General features: G+C 69.0%; 14 protein-coding genes. 4 read left to right on the forward strand and 10 right to left on the reverse strand.

Going from position 1 to position 12,680, the window contains the following annotated elements:
• Positions 1–377 (forward strand): SPOR domain-containing protein (locus RKE40_RS22000; RefSeq protein WP_316020347.1); only part of this gene is annotated, 377 nt, incomplete at its 5' end.
• A gap of 17 nt (positions 378–394) precedes the next feature.
• Here the strand turns inward: RKE40_RS22000 and RKE40_RS22005 are convergent.
• Both RKE40_RS22005 and RKE40_RS22010 read right to left on the reverse strand, forming a co-directional pair.
• On the reverse strand, positions 395–1,123 hold the full coding sequence (locus RKE40_RS22005; RefSeq protein WP_316020348.1) for a J domain-containing protein: 729 nt from the start codon (positions 1,121–1,123) through the stop codon (positions 395–397).
• Positions 1,120–1,869: a VWA domain-containing protein gene (locus RKE40_RS22010; RefSeq protein ID WP_316020349.1), complete on the reverse strand. Its 750-nt coding sequence runs from the start codon at positions 1,867–1,869 to the stop codon at positions 1,120–1,122. The genes RKE40_RS22005 and RKE40_RS22010 overlap by 4 nt, the downstream gene beginning before the upstream one ends.
• A gap of 188 nt (positions 1,870–2,057) precedes the next feature.
• Here RKE40_RS22010 and panC point away from each other — a divergent pair, with 188 nt between their 5' ends.
• A complete protein-coding gene (gene panC / locus RKE40_RS22015; RefSeq protein WP_316020350.1) occupies positions 2,058–2,906 on the forward strand; it encodes a pantoate--beta-alanine ligase in 849 nt (282 codons plus the stop codon).
• A 13-nt stretch (positions 2,907–2,919) separates the two neighbouring features.
• Here the strand turns inward: panC and RKE40_RS22020 are convergent, their stop codons facing one another.
• From RKE40_RS22020 to RKE40_RS22045, 6 genes are all read right to left on the reverse strand, one after another.
• Positions 2,920–3,486, reverse strand: coding sequence for a hypothetical protein (locus tag RKE40_RS22020; protein ID WP_316020351.1), 567 nt, complete (start codon positions 3,484–3,486; stop codon positions 2,920–2,922).
• Between the two features lie 51 nt (positions 3,487–3,537).
• Entirely contained in the window at positions 3,538–4,731 is a 1,194-nt protein-coding gene (locus tag RKE40_RS22025; RefSeq protein ID WP_316020352.1) for a hypothetical protein, read from the reverse strand.
• Positions 4,732–4,826: 95 nt separating this feature from the next.
• Positions 4,827–5,615: a hypothetical protein gene (locus tag RKE40_RS22030; protein ID WP_316020353.1), complete on the reverse strand. Its 789-nt coding sequence runs from the start codon at positions 5,613–5,615 to the stop codon at positions 4,827–4,829.
• 156 nt (positions 5,616–5,771) lie between these two features.
• Positions 5,772–6,248 (reverse strand): hypothetical protein, encoded by a 477-nt coding sequence (locus tag RKE40_RS22035; protein WP_316020354.1) that lies wholly within the window; start codon positions 6,246–6,248, stop codon positions 5,772–5,774.
• 167 nt (positions 6,249–6,415) lie between these two features.
• Positions 6,416–6,853 (reverse strand): DUF1489 family protein, encoded by a 438-nt coding sequence (locus tag RKE40_RS22040; RefSeq protein ID WP_316020355.1) that lies wholly within the window; start codon positions 6,851–6,853, stop codon positions 6,416–6,418.
• Positions 6,854–6,973: 120 nt separating this feature from the next.
• Complete coding sequence (locus RKE40_RS22045) at positions 6,974–7,327, reverse strand: VOC family protein (protein WP_316020356.1); 354 nt, start codon at positions 7,325–7,327, stop codon at positions 6,974–6,976.
• A 34-nt stretch (positions 7,328–7,361) separates the two neighbouring features.
• Between RKE40_RS22045 and RKE40_RS22050 the strand changes: the two genes are divergently transcribed.
• Both RKE40_RS22050 and RKE40_RS22055 read left to right on the forward strand, forming a co-directional pair.
• On the forward strand, positions 7,362–8,144 hold the full coding sequence (locus tag RKE40_RS22050; RefSeq protein WP_316020357.1) for an SDR family oxidoreductase: 783 nt from the start codon (positions 7,362–7,364) through the stop codon (positions 8,142–8,144).
• Positions 8,145–8,153: 9 nt separating this feature from the next.
• Positions 8,154–8,993, forward strand: coding sequence for an aminoglycoside phosphotransferase family protein (locus RKE40_RS22055; RefSeq protein WP_390893493.1), 840 nt, complete (start codon positions 8,154–8,156; stop codon positions 8,991–8,993).
• 214 nt (positions 8,994–9,207) lie between these two features.
• Here the strand turns inward: RKE40_RS22055 and RKE40_RS22060 are convergent, their stop codons facing one another.
• Together RKE40_RS22060 and RKE40_RS22065 are read right to left on the reverse strand one after the other, a co-directional pair.
• Positions 9,208–11,193, reverse strand: a complete 1,986-nt coding sequence (locus RKE40_RS22060) for an ATP-binding protein (protein ID WP_316020359.1) — start codon at positions 11,191–11,193, stop codon at positions 9,208–9,210.
• A gap of 217 nt (positions 11,194–11,410) precedes the next feature.
• A complete protein-coding gene (locus RKE40_RS22065) occupies positions 11,411–12,664 on the reverse strand; it encodes a YeeE/YedE family protein (RefSeq protein ID WP_316020360.1) in 1,254 nt (417 codons plus the stop codon).
• Positions 12,665–12,680 lie beyond the last annotated feature (16 nt).

The following is a 12,680-nucleotide window of genomic DNA, read 5'->3' on the forward strand; positions in this document are numbered from 1 at the left end:
CCGCCACGACGACGCCGTCCGCCAGGCGCTGGTCGACGGGCGCCCCGCCGGCCGACGGCAAAATTCTGCGCCCGCCGGCGAATGTCGACACCACCTCCTCGATCGCCAAGGTCGCCGAGCCTGCGCCCGCCTCGAAATGGGTGATCCAGCTCGGCGCCACCGACGACGAGACCAAGGCCAAGGACATCCTCGCCCGGGCCCGCGCCAAGGCTTCCGGCCCGCTCGCCGACGCATCGCCCTTCACCGAGAAGGTCGAGGCCCGCGGCGCCACGCTCTACCGCGCCCGTTTTGCCGGCTTCGAGGAGTCCAAGGACGCCGAGAAGGCCTGCGCCCAGCTCAAGCGCGGCGGCTTCGCCTGCTTCGCGACCCGCGGCTGAACGATCAGGGAAGGAACTCAGCCATGTTTCTTCAGCAAGGTATCCTTGGCTTGATTGACGCGGGCGGCAAGGCCGCTGGTACCCCCGGCGTCCGGATGGATGCGTTTCATCAGGCCCCGATGGGCCTCGCGAACCGCTTCCTCCCCCGCGCCCGGCTGAAGCCCCAGGATCTCGTAGGCCTCCTGATCCGACATCGTGCCCGGGCGCGCCGCGCTGCCCTGCCCCGCGTCGCGGTGACGATCAGCGTCTTCACGCCAGCCGGGCGCCCGGCGGTCGAGATAAGCCTCTAGCAATCGCGCCCCGTCGGGGTCCGCCGCGAGGCATTCGCGCATCAGCGTGCCGAGCTCGGCGAGGCTGAGCTCATCGAGATCGCGGCCGGCGAAACTGCCGGCCTGCACCTTTCCGGTGACGCCGCCGCTGTCATGGTCGAGTTCCATGGCGAGCAGGACCGACGCCACCTTGGAACGGCCGGCGGATTTCGTGCCGCCCCAGTCCTTGGCCCAATCGGGCATCTTCAGCCCGCCCGGCCCATAGGCGCTCCAGCCGAGCAGCCAGGCGCCGAGACCGCCCATGAAGATCGCCATGTCGAGGCGCCCGCGCAGCATCATCAGCGCCGCGATGCCGAGCGTCGCCGTGCCGCCGATGACCTTGCCCAGCTTGACCAGCTTCTTCGGGTCAGCGCCGGCGAACAGCTTCGACAGCCACCAGACCAGGATGACGGCGGCAATGCCGTAAAGCAGCGTCACGATCTGCGGCCCTCCATCGCCGTCAGCAATCCCTGGGCTGCCGGGCTGTTGCCCGCCAACCGCAGCAGGGCCTCGCGGCCGCCGCTGGCATAGGCGGCGGCGCCGCGCAGCAATTCGAGCAGCGAGTTCGGCGCGTTCGCGTCGAAGCGCGCATGCGCCCCGCCGGTCAGCCGCGCGATCTCGGCGAAGGCCGCGCTCGCCGCCGGGTCGAAGCCTTCCTGGAAGACGAAGCCACGGACTCCGCGCAGGCCGAGCTCGCCGGCGAGCGCGCACAGCCGGTCGACCTCCTCCTCCATCGCATCGCCGACATAGACGAAGGCGCGGATCGGCACCCGCCGCTCCTCGTCGCGGATATGGGTCAGCACCCGGCCGATCTGGGTTTGCCCGCCCTGGCAGGCGATGCCGTTCATCAGCCCGGTCAGGCGTCGCGGCTCGCCGATCCAGCCCGAGGCGCGACATTCGGCGAGTCCGCGGAAATAGACGAGCTGGACCGCAAGGCCGCCGGTCCTGTCGGCAACCTCGAACATCCTGCCCTGCAGCGAGCAGGCGAGATCCCAGGTCGGCTGGCGGCTAATCGTGGCGTCGAGCGCAAAGACCAGCCGGCCGGCCTGGCCGGTCGCGAGCGGAGCGAGCTGCTTCGCCGCGCCGAGAAAGCGATCGATCTCGCCGGGCTTCGAGCGCACCGCGCCCTCGCTCGGCCGCGTCTCCTTCGCCTTGCCTACCGCCTTGCCGTCTTCGTTCGCCATCGCGCTCGCCGGGATTCGCCTGTCCCGAAGATATTGGCCGCGCCGCCGGCATTTGCTACCCGTCCCGCAGCGCACCTTCCGTTTGGCCAGCTTCGGTCGAGCGGTCGAAAGCCGCGCGACGCAATGGATTGGGCATGTCTGTGCGCGAAAGTGATCCCACTTCGCGGACCGAGCCCGGGAGGAACGGCATGGGGCAGGTCGCGGTTTTCGAGTCGGTCAAGGCGATGCGCGCCGCAGTAGCCGGTTGGCACGCCGCTGGCGAGAAGGTCGCGCTGGTGCCGACCATGGGCGCGCTGCACCAGGGCCATATCGCGCTGGTGACCGAGGCGCAGAAGCACGCCAAGCACGTCATCGTCTCGATCTTCGTCAACCCGACGCAGTTCGCGCCGCATGAGGATTTCAAGAAGTATCCGCGGACCTTCGAGGGCGACCGCGCCCAGCTCGAAGCCGTCGGCGCCGATGCGATCTTCTTCCCGCCGGTCGAGGAGATGTATCCGCCGGGCTTCGCGACGCGCATCCTGCTGCTCGGGCCGGCCGCGGTCGGCCTCGACGACCGTTTCCGCCCGACGCATTTCGAAGGTGTCGCAACGGTTTGCTGCAAGCTCTTCACCCAGAGCCGGGCCGATCTCGCCGTCTTCGGCGAAAAAGACTACCAGCAACTCAAGGTGGTGACCCGCATGGCCGCCGATCTCGATCTCGGCATCGAGATCGTGCCGCTCGCGACCTTCCGCGAGCCCGACGGCCTCGCAATGTCCTCGCGCAACCGCTACCTCTCGCCCGAGGAGCGGGCGCTGGCGCCCCTGCTCCACCGCGTCATGCAGGCGCTGGCGGCACGGCTGCGCAATCGCGATGACCTGTTCCGCGCCGTCGGCGAGGCCCAGAGCGAGATTATCACCGCCGGCTTCGAGCTCGACTATCTCGAGGCACGCCACGCCGAAACGCTGGCGCCTGTGACCTCGCTCGCCGACGGCCCGATCCGAATCCTGGTCGCGGCCAGGCTGGGCGCGACCAGGCTGATCGACAACATCGCGGTTTAGGCGGCCGCCGCTTTCAGGGGAGCCTGACGTTCCGCGTGCAGGCTCTCACGAACTTCGCCTTGGCCGTGACGCCGAGCGAGACGGTCTTCTTGGCCGCATCGTAGGAGGCGTAGCTGCGCTCGCCGGGCTCCGGCGGGTCGTCCAGGCTCGCCAGCGGGAACCACTGGAAGCAGGCCCTGCTGTCGCGGACGCTCTGCGCGCCATCGGCCGCGATCGTCACGATCCTGGCCGGGCAGTTCGCAGCCCAGGACTGGGTCGAGCTCGACGAGTTCGCGCCCATGTCGCAGCCGCCCTCGCCGCCGTCGAACAGGATGCTGGCGACGATGGTGGTGTCGCCGTCCCTGAATTCCTTCCAGAGGATGTCGAACGGGCCGTTCTGCCCCGGCTTCAACTCGACCAGCGCGGTCTTGTTGAGAACCGCGATGCGCTCCTTCCAGAAGCCGAAAACCCTGGCCTTCTCGGCGCCCGGCTTGCTGATGCGCAGGATCTGCATCTCGTCCTTGGCCGCCTGGGCGAGACCGGGCCGGGCCAGCCCGACCGAGGCGCGAAGCGCCAGCGCGACCATCGCAAATCTGCTCATCGGATATCCCCGGGGATGGGCTTCAAGCCGGTGCAAGTGCGCAGCAAGCCGTCACTGCTTCACGAATGTGCCGATGTCGGCGCGGCATTTGTCGATCTTTCCCGCCCGCAGGAACGCATCGAAGAGGCTGCCGCCGCCCTCGGCGACGCCGAGTCCGACCAGGATGCCGCCGAGCGCCGCATCGCGCATGGCCTGCATCTCCTCGGAGCCGGCATTGATGTTGAGGCAAGGCACGAGGTCTTCGGGGCCGGCGAAGGCCGCCACCTTGCGATCGAGCGACTTGATCAGTTGGACCTCGACGCCGTCCGGCCGCTTGACGGTCTCGAGATTGCCGATGGCGATGGTGTCGCCCTCGCCGACGGCGCCGAATTCGACCCAGCGCTTCTTGAAGATCCAGCCGGACTGGCGCAGGCGGACCTGCACCCCCTCCATGCCGGCGCTGCAGACCAATCCCGGAAAGTTGAAATCGGCGAGCCGGCCCTGATTGCCGTGGACGGCGAAGCGCTGGTCGTCGAAGGCGCCATCGGGATCGGCGGCCTCGGCGGCAGCCTTGCACCGCCTCGGCTTGACCTCGCGCTTCTTGGCCTCGCAGACACCCTTCAGCCTGCTCCAGGCCTCCCTCGGGAGGTTGTCGAGCGGGCGCGGGCATGGGCCCCAGCAGCTCAGGAAGACCCAGGGCGTGCATTGGCTGTTGGCTTCCTGCAGCGCCTCGTTCGAGAGGCCGGCATCGTCGTATTCGCGGACGATGCGCTTCTCGACCTTGGTGACGACGCCGTTGACGAAGGGCTCGACGGCGCGCTGATGGCTGGCGATCAGCCTCTGCCTGACCGACGGCCCTCCGAACATCGAGAAGCTCTCGGGTCCCGCGGCCTTGTTCAACGCGTCATCGGTCAGGGAGAATGGCGACAGCGCGGCGCTGTCGGCATCCCCGGCCCGCGCGACCTCCGCGGCCTTCTTCTCGGCTTCAACCCTGCGGCCGACGAGGTAGCCGGCAATGGCGGCGGAGACGTATTTTCGCGCCTCGTCGCGGCATGCCTCTTCGGTGGCGTATCCCTTGCCGCGATATTGCTGGCAGAGCTGCCCCTCGGACCTGATCGGCCGGACGTCGAGTGAAACCTGCAGGCGCTCTAGGATCTGGTTCAGCTCGGCGCCCGTGACCGGCGCCTCGCTCTGCCCGGAAGCGGTCTGCGCCCATGCGCCGGTCGCCAGAACCAGCGTCGTCAGAAGTCCGAAGGCAAGTCTCACTCAGGCACCGTCTAGGCTCAGCGGTCGAAACCGAGGACCTAGAGGGTGGCCGAATAACAAAGCGCTAAATCGGAAGGCCCAATTCGAACGCTTCGCTAGAAGCGGTAGGACACGCCCGCGATCGGGCCGCTGAAGCTGGTATCGTAGACGAATCCGCCGCGACGATAATCGACGGCGAGATGGCGGTAGCCGACCGACATCGCCCAGTTCGCATTGAAGGCGTAGTCGACGGTCCCGCGCAGCTCCCAGGTCAGCCGCGAGCTGCCGGCGCCGATATCGCCATAGGCGCTCAGGCCGAAGCCGTTGCCCAGCACGGCGTGAACGCGAACGCCGGCCACCGGGTCGATCCAGGTATGGGTGGAGCCGGCCGAAATCGGCAGGATGCCCGCGAGCTGGAGATCGAGGTCGGTGGAGATCGACCAGATCCGTCCGCCCGCCACCAGGTCGGCGGTGAAGGAGCTGCTGTCGTAGAACCGATAGAAGCCGGTCGCCGTAGCGGTGAACGTCTTCGAGGTCAGCGACGCGCCGGTATATCCGGGCGCGCGCGGGACCACGTCGCCGCTCCGGTCGAGCGATACGGCTACATAGGTCAGGTCCGCCAGAAGGCCCCAGCGACCGTTCCGGTACTCGCCCGCCACCATCGCCGCGAAGTCGAGATTGCGAAGGATGTCCGTGAACGACACGTCGACGTCGACCGTCGGCAGATTTCGACGCGCTCCCAAAGTGCCGCTGAGGCCGGAGGCCCAGAAGAACGGCGTCAGGCGAATCTCGACATCGGGAACAGGGATGGGGGCGGGAGCAGGCGGCGGCGCCATGTCGGCGGCCTGAACCGAACCTGCCCAGCCCGCCACTGTGGCCAGCAGGATTGCAGCAATACGTGACATCGAACGCGCCCCCGTCGTTTCGTCTGCCTATTCAGTTAGGTCGATATCGGCGTCTTCTCGGCTCAGGCATCTTCAGTACCGGCGCTCGGCCGGCCTTGCCGGCTCTCACTTTGAGACAGAGACCGTTTTACCGATCAGCTTGCGGTGGAACGGACTCTAGCGCGGGCACACGTCCCAGAAGCCCTGGGTGCGCTGCGGGTCGGTATAGAACCAGCAATAGCCCGGCGCCGGCGCCGGCGAGGTCGCATAGGCCGTGGCGGCTGCAGCCGCGACGAAGCCGACGGCAGCGCCGGAAACGACGGCCATTCCCGGATGCCACCAATAGTTGTTCGGCCGCACCCAGGCGGCACCGGTCCGGCCTGCGACGACATTGCCGCGCGGGCCACGGGCGACATAGCCCCTGCCGGCGACGGCTCCCGCCGGGCCGCGCGCGGCATAACCCCGCCCGGCGACGACACCGCCCCTGGGCCCGACCGCGACCCCACGCCTGGCGACCCCGCCGCGATACTGGGCGAACTCCACGACTTCGGGCACAGCGATCGTCGATGCAGGAACAACCGGCGCCGCCGAAGCCTCGAAGGACGCGGCGAGAGAGAGGATCGCAGCGGCCGACAGCACATGAATGGACTTCATGGTATTCGCTCCCTTATCCGCGTCGCCGTTTCTTGAAGGCTCGCGCTCGGAGCCTCCCGCGTCCCCCGGCGCAAGTCAAACGCTGAATTGCGGTTCGGTCATTGCTCACGGTATCGCGCGAATGCCAGCCGGCTACCGTGCTGCGAAGCAATTGCGCGCTCTCGGGCCTAGAGCAGCCCGAGTTCCGCGAGTTCGCGCCGCATCTGCTCTGGCATGGCGCCGAGATCGCCGCTGCCGCCATCGATGTCGCGCGGCGCGTCCTTGTCCTGCAGGTAGCGCCAGCCTTGAAATGGCCGGTACGGCCTGGGCTCGACCGGCACGACCACCGGCTCCATCACGAGATGGCAGCGGCCGATTCCCTCCCCGTCGGTGAAGGGCCGGATGTCGATCAGCCGCTGGCGGGCGCTGAGCTGGCCCTTGATCACCCAGTAGAGCGAACCGCCGGAGACGATCTCCTCGATGCGCTTCGGCACCATGCGGGTGGTGTGCAGCTGTTCGGCCGGCTCGCCCCGGGCGCGGCGCTGCGCCTGCCGCTCGGCGATCCATTCCTCGAGATCGCTGATCGATTCGGCGCCGACGCAGAGTTTGAGCAGATGAAGCGGCATGGTCCTGCAGCCTAGTCCCGCAGGAAGCGGCGGGCCAGCCACGGCGCGCCTTCTCCACAGCCCCCGCGCTGGAGCATGTTGCCGCGGCCGGGCCAGTGCCGCCGGCCGGCGAGCGGCGCGTCAGCGGCGATGCGCCAGGATGTTGACCAGCTTGCCGAACGGGTCGCGCACGAAGAAGCGCCGCACGCCCCAGTCCTCCTCCGCCGGGCCGTATTCGACAGCTATGCCGGCCGCGAGCACGCGTTTGTGGACCATGTCGAGATCGTCGACCTCGACCGAGATGTCCGGCACCGGCGCACCGGCGCCGCCCTGCCTGGCGAAGCTGACCTGCGGCGCCGAATTGCCCTCCGCCGCGTAGGTCACGATCCAGCCATGGTCCATCACCCGCTTCAGGCCGAGGATCTCGCCATAGAATTGGCGCGCCCGCTCGGGATCCTCGGTTGCAATATTCGCCACGATCCGATTCACGATCATCCCGTCCTCCCTCTCCCGATTTCGGAGCTTCTTGATGCAAGGACTCGCAGGCAAGGCCATTCTCGTCACCGGTTCCTCAGCCGGAATCGGCCACGCAATGGCGCGGCGGCTCCTCGCCGAGGGCGCGAGGGTCCTGATCCATGGCCGCGACGAGAGCGAGGTCAAGGCCGCCTGCAGCAAGCTCGGCACCGGCTGCCACGGGGTCGCCGGCGACCTTGCCGAGCCGGCGACGGCGCAGGTGCTGGTCGACGCGACGCGGCAGGCCTTCGGCCGCATCGACGGGCTCGTCAACAATGCCGGCATCTATCCGCGCGGCGTCATCGGCGAGAGCACCGCCGCCTTCTTCGACCATGTCTTCGCCATCAACACCCGCGCGCCCCTGCTCTGCGCCGAGGCCGCGATCCGCGCCTTCCGTCTGCAGAAATCGGGCGGCGCCATCGTCACCGTCGGCTCGATCAACGCGCTCTGCGGCCAGTCCGACCTCACGGTCTATTCGATGTCCAAGGGCGCGCTGACCACGATGACGCGCAATCTCGCCGACGCGCTCGGCAGCGAGCGCATCCGCGTCAACCAGCTCAATGTCGGCTGGACCTTCACCGCCAACGAGGACGCGACGCAGCAGCGCCATGGCCGAAAAGCCGGCTGGGAGAAGGACGTCTCCGCCCTGTTCGCGCCGACCGGCCGGCTGATGCAGCCCGAGGAGATCGCCGCCCATACCGCCTTCTGGCTCTCGGACGACAGCGCCCCGGTCTCCGGCCAGATCTACGAAGCCGAGCAATACCCGCTGATCGGCCGTAACCGGTCGCAGATGAGCTGAGCCGTGACCGTGCAGCCCGCAGAATATGCGCCCTTGCTGGCGCGCTGGGGACTCGTCCCAGATGGCGCGCCGATCACCACGCATTCCAGCCGCCTACTGCCGGTCCGGCGCGGCGAAGAGCCGGCCATGCTGAAGCTGCCGGACTCGCCCGACGAGCGCCTCGGCTACCTGCCGCTGGAATACTGGAACGGCGACGGCGCCGCCCGCCTGCTCGCTCGCTCCGACTCGGGTGATGCCATGCTGATCGAGCGTGCCACCGGCCCGCGCTCGCTCGCCGCGATGGCCCGCAGCGGCGCGGAGGGCGACGATGAGGCGACCGCGATCCTCTGCGACGCCATCGCCGCCTTGCAGAAGCCGCGCGGCCCGGCGCCGTCGGGCCTGATCCCGCTCGAAACCTGGTTCGCGGCGCTCTTCCCGATGGCGCGGGAGCGCGGCGGCATCCTCGCCCGCTCGGCTGCGTCAGCCGCGGAGCTGCTCGCGGCGCAGCGCGAGATCGTGCCTCTGCATGCCGACCTGCACCATGACAATGTGCTCGATTTCGGCGCGCGCGGCTGGCTCGCCATCGACCCGAAATCGGTAATCGGCGACCGCGCCTTCGAATACACCATCCTGTTCTGCGATCCCGATCTCGCCGATCCCGATCCCCCGGTCGCCACCGTGCCCGGCCGTTTCGAGCGCCGGCTGGAGATCGTGCTGGCGAAGTCCGGGCTGGAGCGGGAGCGCCTGCTGAAATGGATCCTGGCCTGGTGCGGGCTCTCGGCCACCTGGTTCCTCGGCGACGAGGACCCGCTGGCGGAGGTCAATTTTGCCGTGGCGGAGCGGGCGATCGTGGCGCTGGATGCGGGTTAGCACCGTCGTTCCGCGCGCCGCGCTGAGCATATCGGCGCGGGCTCCCCTCTCCTGGAAGGAGAGGGGTAGGGGTGAGGTGTTCGGACTGAAAACGTTGGCGTGAACCCAATCGCGCGGTCAGGCCCCGCGGAACTGGTCAGACGGCCTACACCTCACCCTGCCCTCTCCTTTCGGGAGAGGGTTCCCCGCGCCTCTGCCGGCAGCGGTGAGTACCTCACTCCCCGAGCACGACGACCTTCGCGCCTTCCGCCACCTGCGCACCCGGCTCGGCGCCGAGCTCGGTGACGGTGCCGTCGCGCGGGGCGGTCAGCACGTGCTCCATCTTCATCGCCTCGACGATGGCGAGGCGCTGGCCCTTCACCACCGCTTCGCCCGCCCGAACGAAGAGCGCGATCAGCTTGCCGTGCATCGGCGCCTTGATCACGCCGCCCGAACCGCCGACCGCGTCGAGATCGACGCTGAACGGGTCGAACAGCGCGACCGCCGTCTGCCGGCCGCGATGCAAGGCGAGATAGGTGCCGCCCTCGGCCCGAGCCAAGGTCACCTCATGCTCTCCCTCTGGCAACGGGTGGCCCGGCAGCGAGACGCGAGCATCGTCGCCGCTCCACTCGATCTTCGCCTCGATGCGCTCGCCATCGACCAGCAGCGGCAGGCCAAGCGCCGGGCGCGGCATCAGCGAGAAAGCGTCCGGATCCAGCCAGGGCGAGCGCGCCTCGCCCTCGGCCCGGACCGCCGCGGCCTCTAGCCCGGCGAGCTGGCGCTCCTCCTCGAGCTGCAGCGCCGCAGCCGCGACCGCGGCCGCGTCGAGCGGCTGCGGCTCGGCTCCCAGCGCCGTGATGTTGCGGTCGATGAAGCCGGTGTCGAACGGCCCCTTCCGGAAGCCCTCCGCCTCGGCGAGCTTCTTCAGAAAGGCGAGATTGGTGCGCGGGCCGGCGACGATCGTCTCGCCGAGCGCGAAGGCGAGATGGTCGAGCGCCTCGTCGCGGGTGCGGCCATGGGCGATCACCTTGGCGATCATCGGATCGTAGAACGGCGTCACGGAATCGCCGGCCTCGACGCCGGTGTCGATGCGGATGTCCTCGCTCTGCGGGAATTGCAGCGCCCAGAGCTTGCCGGTCGAAGGCAGGAAGCCCTTCTCCGGATCCTCGGCATAAAGCCGCGCCTCGACGGCGTGCCCTTCCGCGCGCACATCCTCCTGCGCGAAGCCGAGCCGCTCGCCCGCCGCGACCTTGAGCTGGAGCTCGACCAGATCGAGTCCGATGATCGCCTCGGTGACGGGATGCTCGACCTGGAGACGGGTGTTCATCTCCATGAAGTAGAAGCGGTCGGCCTTCAGCCCCTCTCGCCCATCGGCGATGAACTCGACCGTGCCGGCCCCGACATAGCCGACCGCCTTGGCCGCCTCCGTCGCCGCTCTGCCCATGGCGGCACGCACCTCCGGCGTCATGCCCGGCGCAGGGGCTTCCTCGATCACCTTCTGGTGGCGGCGCTGCAGCGAGCAATCGCGCTCATAGAGATGGACGACATTGCCATGGCTGTCGCCGAAGACCTGGATTTCGACATGGCGCGGCGAGAGCACGTATTTCTCGACCAGCACCCGCGCATCGCCGAAGGCGTTCTTGCCCTCGCGCTGGGCGCTGGAGAGCGCATCGGCGAAGTCCTCAGGCCGGTCGACCTTCTTCATACCCTTGCCGCCGCCGCCGGCGACCGCCTTGATCAGCACGGGATAGCCGATGCGCTCGGCTTCCTTGGCGAGAAAATCGACGCCCTGCTCGGCGCCGTGATAGCCCGGAACGACCGGAACATTGGCTTTCTCGACCAGCGCCTTGGCCGCGTCCTTCAGGCCCATGGCCCGGATCGCCGAGGCCGGAGGGCCGACGAAGACGATGCCGACGGCGGCGCAGGCATCAGCGAAATCGGCGTTCTCGGAGAGGAAACCATAGCCCGGATGGATGCAGGCCGCGCCGGCCTCCTTGGCGACCGCGAGGATCTTGTCGGCGTCGAGATAACTCTCGCGCGCCAGCGCCGGGCCGATCCGATAGGCCTCGTCAGCCATCTCGACGAACAGCGCCTGCGCATCGGCGTCGGAGTAGACCGCGATGGTCCGCAGGCCGAGCCGCTTGGCGGTGCGGATCACCCGGCAGGCGATCTCGCCGCGATTGGCGATCAGGATGGAGGGCAGTTTGGCGGCAATCGACATGGGACATCCTCGAACCGATGCCCCGTTATAGCCCAGCCGCGGCCCTTGTCTGCGCCATGTTGCGCAGGGTGCGGATGGGCGCTTGCACCGGAACCTCACCGTCATTGCGCGCCCAGCGAAGCAATCCAGGCGGACACGCTCTGCCGCCCCTGGATTGCTTCGTCGGCTGAAGCCTCCTCGCAATGACGGGAAGCGCCGCGTTCATGGGGTCGGCACCTCAGGCCAGCAGGCGCAGCCTCCGCCCGAGCTTCAGCGTCAGCGTCGTCCCGACGAGCAGCCCGATGCCGAAGACCCAGCCCGAGACCGCGCCGGCCGAAATGCCGGAGAGCAGCGTGCCGACCGTGCAACCGAGCCCAATCACCGTGCCCCAGCCGAGCAGCGCCCCGCCGATGAGCCCGCGCAGCACATGGCCGCCATCGGGACGCTTCGGCTTGAACTCGCCGGCGGCCAGCGCGGCCGCAAAGGCCGAGGCGACGATGCCGGCGATGAACAAGCCGTTCGGGGTCAGCAGCGCGTCGCGGATCGCGGTGGCGCAGCCACGGAAGCTGTCGAGCCCTTCGAGACGGGACGGCAGCAGCTCGAAATGCGCCGCGAGCTGGCGCGAGCGCGAGCCGATCTCGGCGGTGACACCGAGCGGCGACAGGCGCAGATAGGCGGCGATGCCGATCAGCCCGACGAAGAGCCCGCCGAGCCAGGCGGGCCAGCGCCGCAGGAAGATCGCGGCCAGCGGGTCGTTGGCGGCATGCTGAGCGGCGGGAGCCGGAGCGGGGCGACCGGTGCGCAGCAGCCAGTAGGCCAGCCCGGCGAGCACCGCGAGCCCGGCGATCAGCGCGCCGCCATAGCCGAGCTGGCGCGGCAGCCACAGTACCGGCGATTCAGAGATCGCGCCGAGATAGAGCGGGTTCCAGCTCAGGAAGCCGAGGATGAAGCCGCCGACCGCGCCGATCAGCGCGAAGGGCGAGGTCGGCGAGCCCTCGCCCAGCCGATAGAGATGGGCGCTGATGCAGGAGCCCGAGATCGCCATGCCGGCGCCGAAGGCGAGGCCCGCCAGCAGCAGCGCCGGGCCGACCGGGCCGATATGCGCCGTCGGCGGCAGGCGCGTCCCCGACGGGTCGGGCAGCCAGGCGCCGTAGATCAGCGTGTAACCGACGAGCCCGACCGCGAGCGCCGCGACGATGCCGAGCAATCCCTGCGGATCACGCCGGTCGAGCCAGTCCTTCCAGATGCAGAAGAAGCAGAAGCGCGAGCGCTGCAGCACGAAACCGAAGGCGACGCCGAGGATCAGCGAAAGCTGCAGCTGCGTCGCCGGCTCGGCATGGCGGCCGACGAAGTGGATCGCCGCGGCAAGGCCGATCAGAACGGCGGCCGCAATGAAAAGGCGCAGCGGCGGAAGCGTGCTCGCCTCCGCCGCCCCGCTCTGCCGGCGCGCCTGCTCATAGTCGAGCGCGCCGCCATCGTCGGAAATGCTCATGGCTCTGGAGCCGCCG

The sequence above is a fragment of the Allobosea rubneri genome (assembly GCF_032464875.1).
GTDB classification, from domain to species: domain Bacteria; phylum Pseudomonadota; class Alphaproteobacteria; order Rhizobiales; family Beijerinckiaceae; genus Allobosea; species Allobosea rubneri.

What these genes read in the sequence shown, in the direction of transcription:
- RKE40_RS22035 (WP_316020354.1), bottom strand. Translation starts at nt 6,248, where the DNA reads ATGAAGTCCATTCATGTGCTGTCGGCCGCTGCGATCCTCTCTCTCGCC.
- RKE40_RS22020 (WP_316020351.1), bottom strand. Translation starts at nt 3,486, where the DNA reads ATGAGCAGATTTGCGATGGTCGCGCTGGCGCTTCGCGCCTCGGTCGGG.
- RKE40_RS22045 (WP_316020356.1), bottom strand. Translation starts at nt 7,327, where the DNA reads ATGATCGTGAATCGGATCGTGGCGAATATTGCAACCGAGGATCCCGAG.
- RKE40_RS22040 (WP_316020355.1), bottom strand. Translation starts at nt 6,853, where the DNA reads ATGCCGCTTCATCTGCTCAAACTCTGCGTCGGCGCCGAATCGATCAGC.
- RKE40_RS22050 (WP_316020357.1), top strand. Translation starts at nt 7,362, where the DNA reads ATGCAAGGACTCGCAGGCAAGGCCATTCTCGTCACCGGTTCCTCAGCC.
- panC (WP_316020350.1), top strand. Translation starts at nt 2,058, where the DNA reads ATGGGGCAGGTCGCGGTTTTCGAGTCGGTCAAGGCGATGCGCGCCGCA.
- RKE40_RS22065 (WP_316020360.1), bottom strand. Translation starts at nt 12,664, where the DNA reads ATGAGCATTTCCGACGATGGCGGCGCGCTCGACTATGAGCAGGCGCGC.
- RKE40_RS22060 (WP_316020359.1), bottom strand. Translation starts at nt 11,193, where the DNA reads ATGTCGATTGCCGCCAAACTGCCCTCCATCCTGATCGCCAATCGCGGC.
- RKE40_RS22030 (WP_316020353.1), bottom strand. Translation starts at nt 5,615, where the DNA reads ATGTCACGTATTGCTGCAATCCTGCTGGCCACAGTGGCGGGCTGGGCA.
- RKE40_RS22010 (WP_316020349.1), bottom strand. Translation starts at nt 1,869, where the DNA reads ATGGCGAACGAAGACGGCAAGGCGGTAGGCAAGGCGAAGGAGACGCGG.